The sequence below is a fragment of the Actinomyces sp. oral taxon 897 genome (assembly GCF_002999235.1).
Classification (GTDB): Bacteria; Actinomycetota; Actinomycetes; order Actinomycetales; family Actinomycetaceae; genus Actinomyces.
The window spans coordinates 2,414,134-2,434,738 of record NZ_CP027236.1 but is presented as its reverse complement, the minus strand read 5'-3'; the positions used below and the strand labels follow the sequence as shown (position 1 = coordinate 2,434,738).

Below are 20,605 nucleotides of genomic sequence, written 5' to 3'. Positions count from 1 at the left end.
GAGTCGCGTCACACTGCACGCCGGATGGCTCCCAACGGCACTAGATCGATCTAGTCTTGTCCGGCATCCACCCCTTCCCAGGATCATACCCACCTACAAGGAGCACCATGAGCACCATCCGTGTCGGGATCGTCGGCGTCGGAAACTGCGCCTCCTCCCTCGTCCAGGGCGTCACCTACTACCGTGACGCCAAGGCCACCGACACCGTCCCGGGCCTCATGCACGTGGACTTCGGCGGCTACCACGTGCGCGACCTGGACTTCGTGGCGGCCTTCGACGTCGACGCCGCCAAGGTGGGCCTCGACCTGGCCGATGCCATCAACGCCTCACAGAACAACACCATCCACATCGCCGACGTCGCCCCCACCGGGGTGGTCGTCCAGCGCGGGGTGACCCTGGACGGCCTGGGGGACTACTACCGGGCCACCATCACCGAGTCCGACGCCGAGCCGGTCGACGTCGTGGCCGCCCTGAGGCAGGCGAAGGTGGACGTGCTCGTGTCCTACCTGCCGGTGGGCAGCGAGGAGGCCGCCCGCTTCTACGCCCAGTGCGCCATCGACGCCCACTGCGCCTTCATTAACTGCATGCCGGTGTTCATCGGCTCCACCCGGGAGTGGAGCGAGAAGTTCGCCGCCGCCGGGGTGCCGATCGTGGGTGACGACATCAAGAGCCAGCTCGGCGCCACCATCACCCACCGGGTGCTCGCACGCCTGTTCGAGGAGCGCGGCTGCGTGCTGGACCGCACCTACCAGCTCAATGTGGGCGGCAACATGGACTTCAAGAACATGCTCCAGAGGAGCCGCCTGGAGTCCAAGAAGATCTCCAAGACCAACGCCGTGCAGTCCAACCTGGCCCAGCGCCTGGACGACCGCGACGTGCACATCGGCCCCTCGGACCACGTGGCCTGGCTCGACGACCGCAAGTGGGCCTACGTGCGCCTGGAGGGCCGCAACTTCGGCGACGCCCCCATCTCCGTGGAGTACAAGCTGGAGGTGTGGGACTCGCCCAACTCCGCGGGCATCGTCATCGACGCCGTGCGCGCCGCCAAGATCGCCCTGGACCGGGGCATTGGCGGGGAGCTGCTGAGCGCCGCCTCCTACTTTATGAAGTCGCCCATGGAGCAGCGCCCCGACGAGGAGGCGCGCCGCAGCGTGGAGGAGTTCATCGCCGGGACCCGCGAGCGCTGAAGGCCCGGACCGCGGCGGGGCAGCCGGCCCAGTGGTCCAGGAGCCAACCCCGGCCTCGCGCCCGGCCCGGCTCCCTGTCGGCCCCGCCCCGAGGCTGGCCCCGATCGGCCCCGCCCCGGGGCCGCTCCCCGGGCTGACCCCGCCCCGGGGCTGGCCCTGCCCTGGGGCCGCTCCCGCCCGGCCCCGCGCCCCTGAGAGCCCGGGCTCACACGTCCTGCCACGCACCTGCCCGGGCCCGCCAGCGCGGACGCGACTACTGTGAGTCCCATGGAAGCCACTTCTGCTGCCAACGAGACCACCTCGCAGAACGCGGTCAGCTCCCCCGAGTACACCGCCGCCGCGATCGCCCTGCGCCTGCGCCTCCTGGGCCTGCCGGCCCCCCAGGGCACCGGTGACGCCGAGACCGACAGCCTCGTGGGCCCGATCCTCGCCCGCCAGCGCGAGCTCTCCCGCCGCCTGGCCCACCGCCCCTGCGCCGCCGACCACCGTGTCCAGCGCTTCCTGGACTCCTACCTGGAGGACGCGCCGGTGCGCCCCAGCCTGCCGCGCTCCACCTTCGTGCTGGACCAGAGCGGCCTGGCGCGCGCCCTGGCGCTGCCCGCCGACGCCACCAGCTTCCGCAGCGAGTACGTGGAGTCCTTCACGGTCCTCAACGGCGTCCTGCACAACCCGCGCAACGACCGCCGTACCACCGCCGGGGTCTTCCACGTGGCCACCGGGGGCCTGCCTATCCCGGACGACAAGATCGCCGTGCGCAAGGACGTGTTCGCCCGCCTGCTTGACGCCGCCCTCCGCCCCCCGCAGGACCTGCTGACCCTGCCCTGGACGGCTACCGCCCCCACCCCGGCCCACTGTTTCGTCTCCCTGCTGCTGCGCCCCGTCGTCGTCCCGGCCGTGCCCGGGTTCTGCGGTGAGCGCTCCATGGAGATCCGGTTCATCGCCCCTGGCGGCCTGGTGGCCAACCTGGACTTCGTCGAGGGGATCTTCGGCAACGGCGGCGACCCCTACCTGCCGGAGAACGACGCCTCCCTGGCCCCGGAGTCCTGGACCGGGCACACCGGCTGCGTCATCCTGGCCCCCCACCTGACCCGCCTGACCAAGAAGGAGCTGGGCCTGCCGTCCTGGGAGGACGCCAGCGAGCGGGAGCGCCGCGACGGGCAGTGCTTCAAGGACGAGGCCGAGCTGTACAACAACGGCAAGGCCTTCAAGGTCTGCGCCCGTGACGAGCGGGGCGTCATCGTCACCGTCATCGCCGACAACTACTTCGGCTACTGCAAGAAGGAGGTCAAGACCCAGATCGGGTACTCGGCCAACCTCTTCGGCTGCGTGGAGGAGGAGCACTCCGGCGGGGCCCAGGCCTTCCCCCGCTACAACCTGGGCCAGGAGTACGTGGACACCCACTCCCCCGACTGGGCCAGCGTGGAGCACGTCCTGGCGCTCAACCCGGGCGTGTTCACCCCCGCGGGCGACGGCTCGGCCGTGTGCGCCGCCGACCCGAGCATCGTCATGGTGCCGGCGGGCGCCAGGTACTCCATGCGCACCCAGACGGTCAGCTGGGAGCTGGCCCAGGGGGAGGGGACCCGGAGCGTGTCCATCCCGCTGCACGTGGACACCACCTACGTGACGCCGTCGGGCTACCGCATCCACGCCAAGCACCGCGAGGGCGACGCCACCCAGTGGCACCTGGTGGGCACCTCCCAGCGCGTCACCCAGGCGCACAAGCCCGCCACGGTCTCCGGCGGCGGCAAGTCGGAGATCTCCAAGTCGCTCCTGGACGCCTTCGTGTTCGGGGAGGCCTACGTCGCGGACGTGGACGCCGACCTCGACGCCGTGGCCGCCCTGCTGGAGCGCGACTACTCCCAGCGCTTCGCCGACCCGGCCCGGCGCGGCACCGACCACCGCCCGGTCCTGTCCCAGGAGCGGAGCCTGGGCAGCGTCATTAAGCTCCTGACGCCCTCGGAGAGGTACACGCAGGAGTACAACGCCTTCCTGGAGGCCATTCCCGCCCACGTCAAGGAGCTCCTGTTCTGGGTCAAGCGCTACTGGCAGCCCAGCTGGGGGCAGGACTGGCGCTCCCACTTCTCGGTGTCGGTCATTAACGGCCGCAAGGGCAACGCGCTGCGCCTGGACGGGGAGGTCCTCAAGGTCAATATGCTGCGCGTGGGCTTTGAGGACGACGGCGCCTGGCGCCTGCTGACCCTGCGCCCGGACTTCTCCCCGGCCGCCAAGGTGCAGACGGAGGACGACATTACGGCCTCCGTCGTGGTGCCCGGGGCGGCCCTGGCCGACCAGACCGGTGACGCGGTGCCCGCTGACGGTGCCGGCGCCCTTACCGCTGGCGCCCCCGCCAGCGCCGGCGCCTCTGCCGGCGCGACGCCCCTGTCGCGCAAGGTGGTGGCCAACTGCGAGCGCCTGCTCTTCCAGCGCCCCGACGACGCCATCGTGCGCGGCTACGACAAGCAGACCGAGGCGGACATGTCGCGCCCCGGCACCTTTATCTCCAACTTCCAGCCGCTGACCCCCGCCGACGCCCGCGCCATGGTGGACGACGCCCCCGGCCTGTCCCGGTTCACCGAGCCCATGGCCGACCTGGTGCGCCGGGCCGCCGCCCTGCCCGACGCCGTCGACCCCTCCCGGGAGACCTACTGGGTCTCCAGCGCCAACCCGCGCCTGGTCAACGGCGTCCCCTCCAAGAACCCGCGCTACCTCCAGCTGCGGCCCGACGTCGCCGACCCGCGCGAGGCCGAGCTCGCCGACATCTCCAGCCACCTGTACCACGACCTCCCCCTGGACCGGCCCCTGGCCCACACCGTGGACGTGGTGGCCGCAGGACGTCGCAACAACCCGCCCGAGGAGGGCGTGCCGGCCCTGTGCGCCTACAACCCGCTGCACTACATGGAGCTGCCCGAGCTGTTCATGGAGTTCATCTCCTCCATGACCGGCAAGTCCCCCTCCACCACGGGGGCCGGCAGCGAGGGGGCCCTGACCAAGGCGCCCTTCAACGCCCTGCCGGCCGTCTTCGACCTCAACGCCGCGCTGCTGTCCTACGCCCTGGGCGGCTACGACGGGTGGCTGTCCTCGGCGGGCTACATCGGCCCCAAGGTCAAGGTGGCCCACGACATCTCCCTGCTCGTGCCGGAGGTCTTCTCGCGCATGACGCCCCAGGAGCGCGACGCCGCCACCCTGATCCGGGACGGCTTCCTGGAGCGGATCGAGGACTTTGAGTACCAGGGCCGCACCGTCCAGGCCTCCCGCCTGGGCTACCGTATGAACGAGGCCTTCGCCTCCACGTACTTCGGTCGTATCTTCCTGCACCCGGACGTGCTGTTCACCGAGGAGATGCTGCGCCCCGAGCTGCAGGACCCGCAGGTGTTCGCCGACTCCGTGGACGTCATTGTCACCACCCACGAGGTGGTGGCCCGCAAGTACATGGCGGACGGCTCCATCGAGTGGGCGGCCCCGCCGGTGCGCGCCCTGCTGGAGATCATGGCCGAGGGCCGCTCCCGGGAGGGCTGGACCCTGACCAGCCCGGAGTTCCGCGCCCTGTTCGAGCGGGAGAACATCCTGTCCTCGTCCTGGTACGCCCAGCGGCTGGACGCCAAGGTCGCCCGGGACCTGGCCCAGGCCGACCTGGCCATCGCCGACCTCACCCGCTTCTCGACGGCGCAGGGCAACGAGGAGGTCATTGCCCGGCTGGACATTGAGGGACGCCTGGCCCGGGCACGCGCCTGGCGCGACGAGGTCACCTCACCGACCTACCGGGAGCAGCTGGTGGGCACCCTGGGCCTCCAGCCCAGCCTGGTGGAGCTGCGCTGAGACCGACGCCGGGCCCAGGTGCGCTGAGGGGACCCGCGCCCCTGATGCACCTGGGCCCGGCGGGGCGCCGCTCGCGTACTGAGGCGCAGCCGGCCCGGCGGGGCGCATCCCCGCGCCCTTAGCGCACCCGGGCCCGCCGGCCCCGGAAAGCCCCATGGGGTGTGTCACCTCACTGCGCACGCCGTCGCAGCCTCTGGTGGGATAGCAGGTATGCCTGCAACCAGACAGACAGCCCCACCCACGGGCTCCTACCACGCCTTCGTGGCCGACTCCTACCACCGGGACGCCGCCGCCATCGCCCGTGAGCTCGGCACCGACCCCGACCGGGGCCTGAGCGGCCCCGAGGCCGCCCGCCGCCTGGAGGCCGACGGCCCCAACGAGCTGCCCTCCTCCCCGCCGCCTCCCGCCTGGCGCCGCTTCCTGGAGCAGTTCGCCGACCCCCTGGTCTACCTCCTCCTGGCCGCCATCGTCATCTCCGTGATCGCCTGGATCCTGGAGGGGGCGCACGGGGTGCCCGTGGACGCCGTCGTGGTGGCCGCCGTCGTGGTCCTCAACGCGGTCCTGGGGTTCGTCCAGGAGAGCCGGGCGGCCGACGCCGTCGCCGCCCTGAGCGCCATGACCCGCGCCACATCCACGGTCCTGCGTGACGGCGCCCGCGTGGAGGTCCCCAGCGCCGACCTGGTGGTGGGCGACGTCCTGCTCCTGGGCGAGGGCGACCAGGTGGGGGCCGACGCCCGCCTGGTGAGCGCCGCCTCCCTGCGCGTCATTGAGTCCTCCCTGACCGGTGAGGCCGACGCCGTGAGCAAGTCCTCGGCCGCCGTCGCCCCCGACGCGGTCCTGGCCGAGCGCACCGGCAACGTCTACCGCGGCACCTCCGTGGCCCAGGGCACCGGCCGCGCCGTGGTCACCGCCACGGGCGCCGACACCGAGATGGGGGCCATTGCCGCCATGCTCGACGCCGCCCCGGACACCCCCACCCCGCTGAGCCGGGAGATCGCCCAGATCTCCAAGATGCTGGGGGTGGTCGTGGTGGTCATCGCGGTGGTCGTGGTGGGCACCCTGCTGGCCCTGAGCCCCACCCACGAGGCCGACACCATTATCGACGCCCTCCTGCTGGGGGTCTCCCTGGCGGTGGCGGCCGTGCCCGAGGGGCTGCCCGCGATCCTGTCGGTGGTCCTGGCCCTGGGTGTGCAGCGCATGGCCCTGCACCAGGCCGTGGTCAAGAAGCTCACCAGCGTGGAGACCCTGGGGTCGGCGTCGGTCATCTGCTCGGACAAGACCGGGACCCTGACCAAGTCGGAGATGACCATCCAGGAGGTCGTCACCGCCTCGGGCTCCATGGTGGTCACCGGTATCGGCTACGCCCCCGAGGGGGACGTGGCCCCCGACGCGGACCGGGACGGCCGCCCCGACGTCGAGCCCCTGTCCGACGCCCTGCGTGACGAGGTGACCGTGGTCCTCTCCGGGGGCGCCATGGCCTCGGACGCCCAGCTGTCCCAGGAGGACGGGGTGTGGCGGGTGCTGGGCGACCCCACCGAGGGCGCCTTCCTGGTGGCCGAGCGCAAGCTGGGGACCGAGGGCTCCCGCCAGGGCCGCTTCACCCGGATCGGTGAGGTGCCCTTCACCTCCGAGCGCAAGCTCATGAGCGTGGTCTACGCCGACGCCGCCCACGACACCACCGTCATGCTCTCCAAGGGCGCCCCGGACGTGCTCCTGGAGCGCTGCACCCACGTGCGTGTGGACGGCGTCGCCCAGGAGCTGACCCCGGGCCTGCGTGAGCACTTCACGGCCGAGATCACGGGCATGTCCTCGCGGGCCCTGCGCACCCTGGCGGTGGCCTACCGGGACCTGTCGGACGACGAGGTGGCGGCCGCCCGGGCCGGGGGCGAGGGGGACGAGGACCGGTTCGACCAGGTGGAGAAGGGGCTGACCCTGGCCGGTGTGGTCGGCATTATCGACCCCCCGCGCCCGGAGGCGGCCGACGCCGTCGCCGAGGCCCACCGGGCGGGCGTGCGCGTGCTCATGATCACCGGCGACCACCCCGCCACGGCCGGGCGCATCGCCACCGACCTGGGGATCGTGGGGCCGGGCGCCCGGGTGCTCACCGGCCGTGAGCTCTCCGGCATGGACGCCCCCGCCCTGCGCGCCGCCGTGCGCGAGGTGAGCGTGTACGCGCGCGTGGCCCCCGAGCACAAGATGCGGATCGTCTCAGCCCTCCAGGCCCAGGGGCACACCGTGTCCATGACGGGCGACGGCGTCAACGACGCCCCCGCCCTGCGCGCCGCCGACATCGGCGTGGCCATGGGCGTCACCGGCACCCAGGTGACCAAGGAGGCCGCCACCATGGTCCTGGCGGACGACAACTTCGCCACCATTGTGGCGGCGATCCGCGAGGGGCGCCGGATCTTCGACAACATCAAGAAGTTCCTGCGCTACCTGCTGTCGTCCAACATGGGCGAGGTCATGACCGTCTTCGGCGGGGTGGTCCTGGCCGGGGTCATCGGCCTGTCCGAGCACGCCAGCGGCTCCGGCGTCGTCCTGCCCCTGGTGGCCACCCAGATCCTGTGGATCAACCTGGTCACCGACTCCGCCCCGGCCCTGGCCATGGGCGTGGACCCCAGCGTGGAGGACGTCATGGCACGCCCGCCGCGCCGCCCCACCGACCGCGTGGTGGACGGCTCCATGTGGGGCGGCATCCTGCTGATCGGCCTGGTCATGGGCGCGGCGGTGCTGGCCACCATTGACCTGTTCCTGCCCGGCGGGCTCATTGACACGTCTCTGTCCACCGACTCCCTGGAGACGGCGCGCACGGCGGGCTTCACCACCCTGGTCCTGGCCCAGCTGTTCAACACGGTCAACTCCCGCTCGGAGAGCGTCAGCGCCTTCAGGAACCTGTTCGTCAACAGGTGGCTGTGGGGGTCGATCGCCCTGGGCGTGGTGCTGCAGGTGGCGGTGGTGGAGGTGCCCCTCCTCCAGGCGGCCTTCTCCACGACGTCGCTGGACCTGACCCACTGGGTGGTCTGCGTGGCCATGGCCTCCCTGGTGCTGTGGGTCGACGAGGCGCGCAAGCTCGTCCACCGCGCCCGACGCCGCTAGCCCCGCCCCGCCCTCTCTCCGCCTGCTCTCCGCGAGAACGGTACTTATTCGCCGTGAGAACGGTACTTGTTCCTCGCGAGAACGGTACTTATTCGCCGTGAGAACGGGTGCTGTTCGTGACCGTGGCCGCCGCTCCCGGTCCTCTTCGGGTACCCCGCCCCCGGAGAGGACCGCTGGCGGTTCCTAACCCACACGGTGGCGGCTGCGGACGCTGGTGGTCAGCCGCCGCTCGGTGGCGACCCCTACGCACACGGTGGTGGCGCCCAGAGCACTTGCGCCCTCGGGGTCTGGCGCCCTCTACCCGCACGGCGGCACACGGTCCGCGCCATACCCGCCCCGGGCGATGGCCGACGTCGTCATGTCGGTGACACAGCACACCAGCCCACCCCGGGTGGTGAGCCCTTACTCGCACAGTGACCTGAGTACAGGGCGGTGTACGGGAACCGGGGAGTCGTCCCCTGACCTACGCTGACAGCAAGCCACCGGAACCTGGAGCAGGGCGCCCCCTGTCCCAAGGCCCCAGACCGCGGCAGACCCAGGCACCCGCCACCCCACGGTCACGAACAGCGCCCGTTCTCACGGCAAACAAGTACCGTTCTCGCGACGAATAAGTACCGTTCTCACGAGCAATAAGTACCGTTCTCGCGACGAATAAGTACCGTTCTCGCGGGGGCTCGCGCGCCGCGGGGGCGGAGGGCGGGGTGAGCGGGCCGCCTTACTCCTGCACGACCAGGCAGAAGGGGCGCATGGGGATCCCGGCGCCATTGCGCACCACCGTGGTGAACCAGCCTGACCAGGCGTAACGAATCTGGCTGCCCACCGGCACCGGGGCCCGGACGACCAGGCGGTCACCCTCCACGTGGCCGCGAGCGCGCAGCCTGGGCACTCCCGACGGCGGGTAGACGGTGAGCTCCACGACGCCGGGGCCCTCATCCACCTGCGAAGAGTCCCGACGCCCGGCAGCAGGCCAGTGCCCAGCCAGGACGCCAGCCACCTGGCGGCCCAGGCCGCCGACCCGGTCGGCATCGGCCACCCGCCCACCACGACCAGCATCAGCCACCCACCCCGACCCACCACGACCAGGGCCAACCACCGGCCCCTGCCCACCAACCCGACCAGCATCAACCACCAGCCCCTGGCCGTGGTCGACCTCAATGACCACCTGCCTGCCGCGGCGCACGGCCCGCCGCGCCACCGGGGCATCGGCGTCCACGTCCTGGTCGTAGACGTGCCGCAGCGCCAGGAGGGTGAGCCGCTCGGCCACGGGCCGCTTGCGCTTGGGGTGGATGTCCCAGCGCATGCCGCCGTCGCCGTTGGTAGCCAGCCACACGCCCGGGACGGTGTCGGCCACCTGCGCCTGGGCCGCCCGGATCAGGGGGAAGGCGTCGCCCGAGGTGCCCAGCCACTCCTGGAGGGGCGCCAGCTCGACGGCCAGGAAGGGCAGGTCCTCCCCCCAGGCCTGGCGCCAGGAGGAGACGACGGCGCCCATGACGTCGGCGTAGGCCTGGGGGTGCGGCCAGTCGGACTCCCCCTGGTACCACAGCAGGCCGCGGGCGGTGTACCCGGCGACCTGGCTGACCATGGTCTCGAACAGGCCCCCGGGGCGGCCGGGGTGGGCGGGACCCAGCGGCAGGGGCGTGAGGTACCGGAAGGTGGGGGTGATGAGGCGCTGGGCCAGGCGCGAGTAGCCCGGGTACATCATCCTGACGAACCGGGGGTCCGCGAAGGGCCGGGACAGGTCGATCATCCGCGAGCGGCGCGCGGCGGCCAGGTGGGCGTGCGGCGTGGTGCGCGCGGCGGCCTGCTCGTACTCGGTGAGCCACACCTGCGCGCCCGTGCCCCGCAGGCTCTGCGCGGGGCACCAGGTCGTGCCGGGGGTCCCGCCCCAGGTGCAGCCGATGACGCCGACCGGCACCCCCAGGCGCCGCGACAGCCTCGTGGCCAGGAAGTAGGGGACGGCGGAGAACCAGGGGAGGTCCTCGTAGGTGGCGGTGTGCCAGTGGCTGAAGGCGGAGTAGTCGTGCTCCTCCAGCTGGCCCGGGTAACAGGTCTTGGCCACGTCCAGGAAACGCACGTCAGGGTCGGGCGCCAGGGCGCTCAGGGCCTCGTACTCCGCGTCAAAGCCCAGGAGGTACTCCATATTGGACTGCCCGCCCGCGACCCAGACCTCCCCCACGGCCACGTCCTCGCACAGGACGCTCATCTCCCCGTCCGACACCCACAGCCGCAGCCCGCGTGCCGCCTCCTGGGGCTCCAGCACGGTCTCCCAGCGTCCTGCCGCGTCGCTCCTCCCGACGGCGCCGGCCAGCACCTGCTCCGTGGCGTCCTGGCCGGCCAGCAGGCTCACCTCGATGTCGGCCCCGGGCGAGGCACGCCCCCAGACCCGGACCGGCCTGCCCTGCTGGAGGACCAGGTGGTCGGTGAAGGGGGTGGCAAGGGTCAGGGCGCTGGTCATACAGGCTCCTGTGATCGAGCTCGGCGGGTCGGACCTCCAGGTTAGCGTCGTCACACCTCAAGAGGGGGACCCGCGCCGTCGTGCCTGCGGAGTGCGTGCGGACACGACAGGACCTGGTCGCGAGGGGTGAAGGACGGGCCGCCTGTCATGTCTCCCGACGCAGATCTAGGTTGACTATGCAATACCACAAGTAATTCCTCGACCGTCTGTCATCCCGGATCCCCGCACGTGTCGCAATCTGAGGATCAGAGGCGACCCCACCCCGCTCCCACCTTTGTACACTCAATGTCCACGCAGGTCAGGGGCCTGGACCTCGGCGTGGTCAAGGGTGCCCTCCGTTCTGATCCTCAGATTGCGACAGAACCGGGTGCCACCTCCACCGCGGCCGTGAATACCAGCGAGGTCGGGAACGGTCCGTGCAGGCATCCAGGGACCACGGCCGCCAGGACGCCATCTGGGCCCGTGCCAGCCGCGCCGCACAGCACCCACGGGGACCTTAAGGAGAGGTGGGGCCTCATGCCACCATCCACCCCGCACCCCCACCCCGTCTCCCGTAGGCTCGTAGCATGACCGACACGGCACCAGCACCCGAGGCGGCGCCCACGCCGCCCACCTCCCCGGTGGGAATCCCCCGGATCGGGGTGACGCCCACGACCACCCCCGAGCCCAAGCAGCCCGCCCCGCGCTCCAGCACGCTCCTGGTGGACGCGGCCCCACGGCGCACCCACCGTGCCGAGGATCTCCTGGACCTGGGCCTGGCAGTCCTGGGGATCGCGTCCCTGGTGGTCCTGTCGATCTACGCCAGCTCCACCACCAGGGCGGTGACCAACGACGTCCAGAACGTCCTGACCGGCGTGCTCGGCAGGATCCTGGTCCTGCCTATCCAGACCATTGAGGGCCTGGTGACCTTCGTCGTGCCCATGGCGGTACTCATCGAGTGCCTCCTGAGGCGCTCCTGGCGCAGCGCCGGGGAGTCGGCCGCCGCCGCCGCCATCGGCTTCGCCTCGGGCAACCTGGTCCTGCGGATGATCAACACCTGGGGGCCGGACTCCCTGGTGCGCGGGCTGACGGTCGTCGTCAGCGGCCACAGCCGGGTCGGTATCTCGGTGATCTTCTCCGGGCTGGCCGCCCTGCTGACCATGGCCGGGGAACGGCGCAGCTCACCGGTGGTGCGCTACTCCTGGGTGGCCCTGTGGACGATCACCACCCTGTCGGTCCTGCGGGGAGCCATACCGCTGGCCGGGGTCCTCATCTCCGTGCTCCTGGGGCGGGGGATCGGCCTGGCCCTGCGCTACGTCTTCGGGGTACGCGACGAGCGGGCCTTCGGGATCGCCTTCATCCGGGCCCTGCGCCGGGCCGGGATCGACGCCGCCCGGGTGGTACGCCTCGACGTCGCCCCCGACGTCCGGGCCTGGAGGGTCACCACCCAGAGCCCCCTGGGCTACACCGAGCAGGTCCGGGAGGCGCCCCTGATCATCCCCCGGGCCACGCCGGAGGAGCCCCTGGGCCCGGGGGCGCAGGACGACTCCCCCCGCCCGGACGAGGACGGCCAGGACGCCGCCGGGGACACGGAGTCCACGGAGCCCGCGGAGACCATCGTTCCCGACCCGCAGGTGGACCTGGACGCCGTCCTGACCGAGGCCTCCTCCACCGCGCTGTCCCAGGAGGCCCTGTCCGACCACCGCCTCTACGCCGTGTGGGACACCAGCGGCATCCGCCGCGACGTCACCGTCCTGGACGCCGACCGGCAGGTGGCCGGGTTCGTGTCCACCCTGTGGGACCGTATGCGTATCCGCGGCCTGGCCCCCAGCAGCCGGGACATGTCGGTGCGCTCGGCGGCCGAGCACACCGCCCTCATGACCCTGTCGGCCCGACGCGCCAACGTCCGCGTCCCCGGCCTGACGGGAATGGCCGAGTCCGGGGAGTCCATGCTCATGGTCAGCGACCACATCGTGGGCGCCCGCCCCCTGGGCGAGGTCACGCCCACCTCGGGCCTCCTGGACGACCTGTGGGAGCAGGTGCGCCGCGCCCACGCCGCCGGGCTGGCGCACCGGGCCATTGACGCCACCTCCACGGTGGTGGACGTCTCCGGCCGCGTCTGGCTCCTGGACTGGGAGGACGGGGAGACCATCTCCAGTGAGCTCTCCCGGCGCATGGACCTGGCCCAGACCCTGGCGCTGACGGCCTCCGTGGCGGGCGTGGAGGAGGCGATCGCCTCGGCCTCCCGGGCGCTGACGACGGCGCAGGTCGCCTCCATCGCCCCCATGCTCCAGGCGGTGGTGCTGCCCCGTTCCACGCGCGAGGCCATGGGACGACGCGGCACGCTCCTCCAGGAGCTGCGTGACGCCCTGGTGACCCTGACCCCGACGGCGCACGCCGAGCCCGCCAAGGTCCAGCGCTTCAGCCCGCGCACGGTCATTATGGCGGTCATTGGCATGGTGGCGATCTGGACGCTGCTGGCCCAGATGAACTTCGAGCAGGTCAGCGCCGCCGTGCAGGACGCGAACCTGTGGTGGATCCTGGGGGCGCTGGTCTTCTCCCTGACCACCTACCTGGGGGCGGGCCTGGCCCTGGTGGCCTTCTCCCCGTTGCGTCTGAGCGTGTGGCGCTGCACCGAGGTGCACCTGGCCTCCTCGGTGGTGAGCCTGGTGGCCCCGGCGGGCATGGGCGGTGCGGCCGTCAACCTGCGCTACCTCAACCGGCAGGGCGTGAGCACGGCCATTGGCGTGGCCACCGTCGCCCTGGTGCAGGTGGTCCAGTTCGCGGTGACCGCGATCCTGCTGGTCGTGGTGGCGGCGGCCACCGGGCAGTCGGCCACCCTGTCACTGCCCTCGGGCTGGATCATGGTGTCCGCCGTCGTCCTGGTGGCGGTGGCGGGGGTCGTGGGCCTGGTGCCACGGCTGCGTTCCTGGGTGTGGTCCAAGCTGGAGCCGACCTACCGCCAGGTCTGGCCGCGTCTGGTGTGGGTGCTGACCAACCCGGCCCGGCTGGTCGTGGGGATCGGCGGCACCATGCTGCTGACCGCCTTCTACATCCTGTCCTTCGCGGCGAGCCTGTGGGCCTTCGGTTACACCCTGCCGTTCTCCGTCCTGGCTATCACCTACCTGGCCTCCAACACGGTGGGCTCGGTGGTGCCCTCCCCCGGCGGCATCGGCCCGGTCGAGGTGGCGCTGACGGCGGGCCTGGTGGCCGCGGGCATCCCCTCGGGTGTGGCGCTGTCCACGGCGATCGTCTACCGGGTGGTCACCTTCTGGATCCCCATCCCGGCGGGGTGGCTGAGCCTCCAGCGCCTCCAGAAGGCCGGGGACCTGTAGGGCGGGGCCTGACCGGAGTCACAAGCGCCCTCCTCAACACTCCCACCACCCAGCTAGACACTTTTGCTCCCCTCCTTGACACTCTCACTGGCCTCCTCAACACTTCTGGAGCCCTCCTCGACACAATCTGTGCCCAGCTAGACACTTTTCCTGGCCTCCTTGACACTTCTGCCGCCCTCCTCGACACTTCTTGGCATGGTCCTTGACACCAACGACCTCACCGAGGCCCTTGCTCAGCTCGACCAGGAGGGTGGGGACAACCTCCACCTGGAGGCCAAGACCTTCTCCGAGTACTCCTCGTCCTCCATCGCCCCCACGCTGAGCGCCTTCGCCAACCTGCCCGGGGGCGGCACGATCCTCCTGGGTGTCACGGAGAAGCCGCTGAACGTCGTCGGGGTCAGCCACCCACACGAACTCGCCAAGCGTGTGAGCAACCTGGCACGCAACGGCTTCTCCTCCCCCATAGGCGTAGACGTCCACACAATCAGGCTCGGGTCCCTGACGGTGCTGGCGGTCAACGTGCGTGAGTCCTCTGACGGGGACAAGCCCTGCCGCTGGCGTGAGACCAAGTACGCCTACCTGCGTCAGTACGACGGCGACTACCGCATGTCCTCCCAGGAGGAGCAGCAGCTCCTGCTACGCCACACCCGTCCGCGCGAGGACTCCCACGGCGTCGCCGCGACCGGGAAGGAGGACCTCGACGCGGGGCTGGTCGCCACCTTCGTGGGCAACGTCCGCCGGGGCAGCACCGCCCTGGCCAACGCGACCGAGGAGGACATCCTCCTCAACCTCAACGTCGTCACCGAAGACGGCACCCTCACCCGCGCGGGCCTGTACGCGCTCGGCACCTACCCTCAGCGTTTCCTGCCGGCGCTGTCCATTACGGCGGCGTACCTACCCGGCCCTGAGGCGGTCGACGGCGTCCGCGCCACCGACCGCCTGGACATCACCGGCCCGGTGCCCGCCATGCTGGACGCGGCCGTCAGCTGGGTGGACCGCGTGGCCGACCGCACCATCAGGTTCCGTCACGGTCACGGCTACGACCAGGTGGAGTACCCCTCCCTGGTCGTCCGCGAGCTGGTGGCCAACGCCTTGGTCCACCGCGACCTCTCCGAGCCCGCCCTGACCAAGAGGGTTGAGATCCGCCTGCTGCGTGACAAGCTGGTCATTGGCAGCCCTGGAGGCCTGTACGGCCTGAGCGTGGACCAGCTCGGAACCCGTGACGGCAAGTCCGCGGTCAACGAGTACCTCTACCAGATCTGCACCTTTGTCTCAGCTCCTGACGGCCATCGCGTCATCGAGGGCCTCGGCTCAGGAATCCGTGCCGCCCAGCAGGCGCTGGCCGCCGCCGACATGGAGCCTGTCAGGTTCCAGGACACCGGTGTGCGGTTCACCGCGATCGTGCCACGCGCGGCCCTCCTGCTCCCTCAGGATCTGGAGTGGCTGGGCGAGCTGGGTGCCCAGGACCTCACCGTCCCCCAGCGCCACGCCCTGGTGGACATGCGGCACGGGACCACCTGGACGAACGCCGGCTACCGACGGCGCTTTGGCGTGGACACCGTGCGGGCCCGGCAGGATCTCCACACGCTGGTCTCCCGTGGCTACGCCGTGCAGACAGGGACCCGGGGCTCCACGGCCTACTCCCTCGCGGCCCAGTCCCCTGGCCCGGACCAGCCTACTGGCCCGGCCGTCGGCAGCCCGGCCCAGGAGGGGGTTCCCGCCGGGACGACGCCGGAGGCCCTGCGCAGGCTGAGCAGGAACGCCCCGGCCACCTGGGAGGCACTGGCGGACGGCCCCGCCAGCACCGCCCAGGTGGCGGCCGCCACCGGCCTGAGCGCACGCCAGGCGTCCTACGCGCTCAGGGCACTGCGGGACGCCGGGCTGGTGGTCGTCAACGGCAGACCGGGCTCACGTACCACCAGCTTCGCCCGCCACGACGCGGCAGCCGACGCCGACCACACGGCTCCGGCCGACCGTGAGGCCCCGGCTGACCACGCAACCTCGGCTGACCATGCGACCTCGGCCGCACGGCCCCCGGCCTGACCGGAGCGGCCCCCGGCTGACCACGCGGCCTGACCCGCCGGTGACCTGAGCGTCACCACCGGCCTCCCGGGCTACCATATGCGCAGGTGGGCCCCGCGGACCGGTGCCCAGCCCTTCCTGACGTCAACGGAGACATAATGCGTGCACTACGCAAGCCCGCGCCCGGCCCCGGCCTGGAGCTTCAGGACGTCCCCGAGCCCACGCCCGGCTTCGGGGAGGTCAAGATCCGGGTCATGCGCACCGGCCTGTGCGGTACCGACCTGCACCTGGCCGGCTGGGACGACTTCGCGGCCGCCGAGCTCCATCCGCCCCAGACCCTGGGCCACGAGTTCTACGGCGAGATCGTCGAGCTCGGCCCCGGGGTGGGCAGCTCCCTGGACGGCGCCACCTCAGGCACCCTGTCCGTGGGCCAGCGGGTGAGCGTGGAGGGGCACGTCACCTGCGGGCGCTGCCGCAACTGCCGGGCAGGACGACGTCAGATGTGCCAAGCCGTCAGCTCCATCGGCGTCAACCGCGACGGCGCCTTCGCCGACTACGTGGTGGTGCCCGCCGGGAACGTGTGGCTGCAGGGAGCGGAGATCGACCCGGACCTGGGCGCCCTGTTCGACCCCTTCGGCAACGCCGTCCACACCACCCTCCAGTTCCCCCTGGCCGGGGAGGACGTGCTGGTCACCGGCGCCGGCCCCATCGGCATGATGTGCGCGGCCCTGGCCAGCCACGCCGGGGCCCGCAACGTGGTCCTCACCGACGTCTCCGACTACCGCCTGTCCCTGGCTGCCTCCCTGGGCACACCCCGCCTGACCACGGTCAACACCACCGAACGGGGTCTGGAGGAGGTCAAGGGCGACCTGAGTATCCGGGAGGGCTTCGACGTCGGCCTGGAGATCTCCGGGGCGCCCGAGGCGGTGCGGAGCATGCTGCAGGCGTGCACCCACGGGGCCCGGATCGCCATGCTGGGCCTGCCCAAGACCTCCTACGCGATCGACTGGGGCTGGGTCATCACCCACATGCTCACCATCCAGGGCGTCTACGGCCGAGAGATGTTCGACACCTGGTACAAGGCCTCCTTCATGCTGGAGTCCTCCCCCACCCTGCGTGACGCCGTACGCGGCGTCATTACCCACCGCTTCCCGGCCGACCAGTGGGAGCAGGGCTTTGAGGCCGCCCGCAGCGGGCGGTGCGGCAAGGTCGTCCTGGACTGGACCGTCTGACAAGGAGATTCACCGTGTACACCATGAGGAACGAGCTGGCCCGGGAGCTGGAGGGCATTCGCGCCGACGGCCTGTACAAGGACGAGCGGGTCATGACCACCCCTCAGTCCGGGCACATTGCCACCACCACCGGCCCTGCCCTCAACTTCTGCGCCAACAACTACCTGGGCCTGGCCAATGACCCCCGCGTGGTGGCGGCGGCCAAGGAGGCACTGGACCAGTGGGGGTTCGGTATGAGCTCGGTGCGCTTTATCTGCGGCACCCAGTCCCCGCACCGCACCCTGGAGCGGGCGATCGCCGACTGGCTGGGCTACCAGGACACCATCCTGTTCTCCTCCTGCTTCGACGCCAACGGAGCCATCTTCGACGTGCTGCTGACCAGCCAGGACGCCATTATCTCCGACGAGCTCAACCACGCCTCCATTATCGACGGGGTGCGCCTGTGCAAGGCGCGGCGCTACCGGTACCGCAACGCCGACGTCTCTGACCTGCGCGCCCAGCTGACGGCTGCCCGTCAGTGGGGGGCACGGCGGGTCATGATCGTCACCGACGGGGTCTTCTCCATGGACGGCTCCTACGCGCCCCTGCCGCACATCTGCGACCTGGCGGAGGCCTACGGGGCGCTGGTCATGGTGGACGACTCCCACGCCACCGGCTTCGTGGGGGCCAGCGGGCGCGGTACGCCCGAGCTGCTCGGGGTGGAGGGGCGCGTGGACGTCCTGAGCGGGACCCTGGGCAAGGCCCTGGGCGGGGCGAGCGGCGGCTACATCACCGGCCCGCAGGAGATCGTCGACCTCCTGCGCCAGCGCGCCCGCCCCTACCTGTTCTCCAACACGGTGGCACCCGCCGTGGTGGGGGGCTCCCTGCGGGCCCTGGAGATCGCGCGGGAGGCCGCCCAGGCGCGCGCCGACCTGGCCCAGCGCGCCGCCCTGTTCCGCGACCTCATGGACCAGGCCGACTTCAGCCTGCTGCCTGGCAGCCACCCCATTGTGGCGGTCATGTTCCCCGGGGAGGACGGCGCCCGCCAGGCGGTGGCGGTGGCCAGGCGCATGCTGGAGCTGGGCGTGTACGTCACGGCCTTCTCCTTCCCGGTGGTGCCGCGCGGTAAGGCCCGGATCCGGGTCCAGCTCAGCGCCGCGCACAGCGAGGCGGACGTGCGCGCCTGCGTGGCGGCCTTTGTCCAGGCGCGCGAGGAGCTGGGCCGCTGAGCGGCACCTGAGCGGCACTGGCCGGGTCCGCGTACCCGGGCACTGGCACACGCCACCTACTCCCACGGGGCGGGCGGGCGGTCAGCCGACGTCGGCCTCACCGGAGAGGTGCCAGGTGTCATTGGCCCAGGGGAAGACCACCTCGAAGAGGAGGAGCACCACGGCAGCGGTCAGGACGAGGGCCTCAATGGTCCTGAACCAGACGGGGCCGGGCAGGTGCCTCCAGATCCATCCGTACATGTCAGTTGACCTCCGGGTCGTTGAGGACGGAGTCGGGCCGGCCCTCGGAGCGCGGCATCCAGTAGGAGAACTTGGCGTGGACAATCCACCGGTGGTCGTTACCCCACTCGCCCATGCTCAGGGAGTGGCAGGTGGTCATGGTCAGGTAGCGCTCAGTGGGCTGGGCCTCGGGGTCGTCCGGGACCGGGGAGAGGACCTCGACCTGGTGGGGCTCGACGATCTCGTAGTTCTCCACGGTGTAGACGTACCACGTGTCCTGGGTGGCCACGACGACCTCGTCGCCGGGCTCGAGCAGGTCGATCCGGCGGAAGGAGTTGCCGTTGGTGCGTCGGTGCGCGGCAATGGCGAAGTTGCCGACCTCCCCTACCTGCTGGGTGTCGGTGTAGTGCCCGGCTGCCGCCTGGTCCAGGACGTCCTCACCGGTCCCCTCGATAACCGGCATATTGTTGTTCGTCACGCCGTACCACTTGGGCACAATGAGCATCCCAATGGCCTGGCCGTAGTCGACCTGGGTGAAGGCCGGGGGGGCGTCGGTGTGCTTGGTCCCGGCGACCTTGGGGGAGTCGACCTGGGTCTGGGTGAACTGCTCCTTGACGGCCTGCGCCTTCTCGTGGGCGGCGATACCGGTCCACCACAGCTGCCACACCAGGAACAGGGCGATCACCAGGCCGGAGGTAATAAGGAGCTCTCCGATACCACCCAGGACCATGCTGAGCGGTCCAGGACGGTGCGGACGCCGCTGGTGGCGGGGGTGTGCCATCTAGTCTCCTGGTGTTGCGAGTGTCTTGTGCAGTCTATGAGCTTGTAGGCGTGGCAGGAACCCGGTGGCGATGCCCTAGGCTAGGCGCTAGCGCCAGTCAACCGACTTCCCCTGTCGGGAACATCCCAAGCGAGGAGGACCACATGGCCCTGCGGAAGAAGACCAGCCCGAGGCCGGACACCAACCAGGCCCCCGACTCCGAGGAGCCCACCTCCACGGGCGAGGGCTCCGGGGTCCAGGACGAGGACCCCGCACAGGGTTCCGAGGGTGGGGGTAAGGGATCTCAGGGTAAGGGTAAGGATGGTAAGGAGCCTGCCACTGAGGACCCCCAGGACGAGGTGTCGTCCAAGAAGACCTCCGAGGCCTCGGACTCCACGAGCTCCGAGAAGGAGTCCGGCTCCGGGAAGGAGTCCAAGGACTCCAAGTCCAAGGGCTCCAAGAAGGAGAAGGGCTCGGCCTCCGGCTCCAGGCGCCTGGTGCGTTTCGGCAAGCGGGCCAAGGAAGAGGACAGGAAGCGCCTGGCCCGGCTCAAGCGCTCCGGGAACCCCGCCAAGGTGGCGGCGGCGCTGGAGGAGGAGTCACGGGCGGCGGCCAACCGGGTGTCCCGCACGCCCCGGAAGATCAAGGACGTGGGCAGCCCCCGCTGGTACGCGCCAGCCATGGTGACCCTGCTGATCACGGGCCTGCTGTGGGTCGTGGTCACCTACCTGTTCAAGGGCCAGTACCCGATCCCCTACTTCGTGGCGCACCACCAGACTGACTGGCTGGTCAACGGCAACCTGTACGTCGGCTTCGTCATTATGATGGCCGGCTTCCTGGGCCTGCTGAACTGGAAGTGACGGGCACCACCCAGGGGTGTCCAGCGGCGCGGCGTCGGCCCACCGCCCGGGCACGCCGGGGCGCGGGCGCGCCGGGGCCGTGCGGGAGCCGGATGACGCGGCGGGGCCCCGGTGCGGGACCCCGCCGACGCCCGGCCAGGGCTCAGGCCTCAGCGGGAGCGGGCTCGGCCTCCTCCTCTTCCTCGGAGTCGGCCCAGTACTCCTCGGCCCACGGGTCCTCCACCGGCTGCGAACGCTTCCAGACGACGTAGGCGGCGCCGGCCGCGACGGTGGCGACGGTCAGCCAGCCGAGGGTCCTGCCCAGGGTGCACTTCTTCATGGGTCCTCCTAGAGATTCTTCGCGGCACCCGGTGCGGGGACCGGGGCCGATGGCGACTCGAACGGTGCGTACGCATCCGTGCGACCTGTCCCTATCCTCCCACCGACGTGCAACGGC

The 20,605-nt window shown here is 71.1% G+C and carries 12 protein-coding genes; 8 read left to right on the top strand and 4 right to left on the bottom strand.

Features of this window, described 5'->3' with window-relative positions; all coding sequences use genetic code 11:
* Window positions 1-107: 107 nt before the first annotated feature.
* From C3V41_RS09675 to C3V41_RS09660, 3 genes are all read left to right on the top strand, one after another.
* Window positions 108-1,187: an inositol-3-phosphate synthase gene (locus C3V41_RS09675; protein ID WP_106110089.1), complete on the top strand. Its 1,080-nt coding sequence runs from the start codon at window positions 108-110 to the stop codon at window positions 1,185-1,187.
* Between the two features lie 267 nt (window positions 1,188-1,454).
* Window positions 1,455-5,003, top strand: a complete 3,549-nt coding sequence (locus tag C3V41_RS09665) for a hypothetical protein (RefSeq protein ID WP_254423558.1) — start codon at window positions 1,455-1,457, stop codon at window positions 5,001-5,003.
* A 210-nt stretch (window positions 5,004-5,213) separates the two neighbouring features.
* Window positions 5,214-8,099 carry a cation-translocating P-type ATPase gene (locus C3V41_RS09660; protein WP_106110088.1) on the top strand — a complete coding sequence of 962 codons (2,886 nt, stop codon included), beginning with the start codon at window positions 5,214-5,216 and terminating at the stop codon, window positions 8,097-8,099.
* Between the two features lie 715 nt (window positions 8,100-8,814).
* On the opposite strand, the gene C3V41_RS09655 is transcribed toward C3V41_RS09660, so the two are convergent.
* Window positions 8,815-10,554, bottom strand: a complete 1,740-nt coding sequence (locus C3V41_RS09655; RefSeq protein ID WP_106110087.1) for a sialate O-acetylesterase — start codon at window positions 10,552-10,554, stop codon at window positions 8,815-8,817.
* 566 nt (window positions 10,555-11,120) lie between these two features.
* On the opposite strand from C3V41_RS09655, the gene C3V41_RS09650 reads away from it, so the two are divergent.
* The 4 genes from C3V41_RS09650 to C3V41_RS09635 all read left to right on the top strand — a co-directional run bounded on the left by C3V41_RS09650 (window position 11,121) and on the right by C3V41_RS09635 (window position 18,330).
* Entirely contained in the window at window positions 11,121-13,868 is a 2,748-nt protein-coding gene (locus C3V41_RS09650) for a lysylphosphatidylglycerol synthase transmembrane domain-containing protein (protein WP_106110086.1), read from the top strand.
* Between the two features lie 195 nt (window positions 13,869-14,063).
* Window positions 14,064-15,911 (top strand): RNA-binding domain-containing protein, encoded by a 1,848-nt coding sequence (locus C3V41_RS09645; RefSeq protein WP_106110085.1) that lies wholly within the window; start codon window positions 14,064-14,066, stop codon window positions 15,909-15,911.
* A gap of 137 nt (window positions 15,912-16,048) precedes the next feature.
* Entirely contained in the window at window positions 16,049-17,122 is a 1,074-nt protein-coding gene (gene tdh, locus C3V41_RS09640) for an L-threonine 3-dehydrogenase (RefSeq protein WP_106110084.1), read from the top strand.
* Window positions 17,123-17,145: 23 nt separating this feature from the next.
* A complete protein-coding gene (locus C3V41_RS09635; protein ID WP_254423745.1) occupies window positions 17,146-18,330 on the top strand; it encodes a glycine C-acetyltransferase in 1,185 nt (394 codons plus the stop codon).
* An 81-nt stretch (window positions 18,331-18,411) separates the two neighbouring features.
* Here C3V41_RS09635 and C3V41_RS13185 read toward each other — a convergent pair whose 3' ends face one another.
* Together C3V41_RS13185 and C3V41_RS09630 are read right to left on the bottom strand one after the other, a co-directional pair.
* A complete protein-coding gene (locus tag C3V41_RS13185; protein WP_165271630.1) occupies window positions 18,412-18,570 on the bottom strand; it encodes a hypothetical protein in 159 nt (52 codons plus the stop codon).
* 1 nt (window position 18,571) lies between these two features.
* Window positions 18,572-19,330, bottom strand: a complete 759-nt coding sequence (locus C3V41_RS09630) for a class E sortase (protein ID WP_106110082.1) — start codon at window positions 19,328-19,330, stop codon at window positions 18,572-18,574.
* Between the two features lie 143 nt (window positions 19,331-19,473).
* Here C3V41_RS09630 and C3V41_RS09625 point away from each other — a divergent pair, with 143 nt between their 5' ends.
* A complete protein-coding gene (locus C3V41_RS09625; RefSeq protein ID WP_106110081.1) occupies window positions 19,474-20,169 on the top strand; it encodes a cell division protein CrgA in 696 nt (231 codons plus the stop codon).
* 142 nt (window positions 20,170-20,311) lie between these two features.
* Here C3V41_RS09625 and C3V41_RS13180 read toward each other — a convergent pair whose 3' ends face one another.
* A complete protein-coding gene (locus C3V41_RS13180; protein WP_165271552.1) occupies window positions 20,312-20,488 on the bottom strand; it encodes a hypothetical protein in 177 nt (58 codons plus the stop codon).
* Between the last annotated feature and the right edge of the window lie 117 nt (window positions 20,489-20,605).

Bases quoted from the DNA above. Each gene is read 5' to 3' on its own strand.
- C3V41_RS09675 (WP_106110089.1), top strand. From the start codon at position 108: ATGAGCACCATCCGTGTCGGGATCGTCGGCGTCGGAAACTGCGCCTCC.
- C3V41_RS09660 (WP_106110088.1), top strand. From the start codon at position 5,214: ATGCCTGCAACCAGACAGACAGCCCCACCCACGGGCTCCTACCACGCC.
- C3V41_RS09645 (WP_106110085.1), top strand. From the start codon at position 14,064: ATGGTCCTTGACACCAACGACCTCACCGAGGCCCTTGCTCAGCTCGAC.
- C3V41_RS09665 (WP_254423558.1), top strand. From the start codon at position 1,455: ATGGAAGCCACTTCTGCTGCCAACGAGACCACCTCGCAGAACGCGGTC.
- tdh (WP_106110084.1), top strand. From the start codon at position 16,049: ATGCGTGCACTACGCAAGCCCGCGCCCGGCCCCGGCCTGGAGCTTCAG.
- C3V41_RS09625 (WP_106110081.1), top strand. From the start codon at position 19,474: ATGGCCCTGCGGAAGAAGACCAGCCCGAGGCCGGACACCAACCAGGCC.
- C3V41_RS09650 (WP_106110086.1), top strand. From the start codon at position 11,121: ATGACCGACACGGCACCAGCACCCGAGGCGGCGCCCACGCCGCCCACC.
- C3V41_RS13185 (WP_165271630.1), bottom strand. From the start codon at position 18,570: ATGTACGGATGGATCTGGAGGCACCTGCCCGGCCCCGTCTGGTTCAGG.
- C3V41_RS09635 (WP_254423745.1), top strand. From the start codon at position 17,146: ATGAGGAACGAGCTGGCCCGGGAGCTGGAGGGCATTCGCGCCGACGGC.
- C3V41_RS13180 (WP_165271552.1), bottom strand. From the start codon at position 20,488: ATGAAGAAGTGCACCCTGGGCAGGACCCTCGGCTGGCTGACCGTCGCC.
- C3V41_RS09630 (WP_106110082.1), bottom strand. From the start codon at position 19,330: ATGGCACACCCCCGCCACCAGCGGCGTCCGCACCGTCCTGGACCGCTC.
- C3V41_RS09655 (WP_106110087.1), bottom strand. From the start codon at position 10,554: ATGACCAGCGCCCTGACCCTTGCCACCCCCTTCACCGACCACCTGGTC.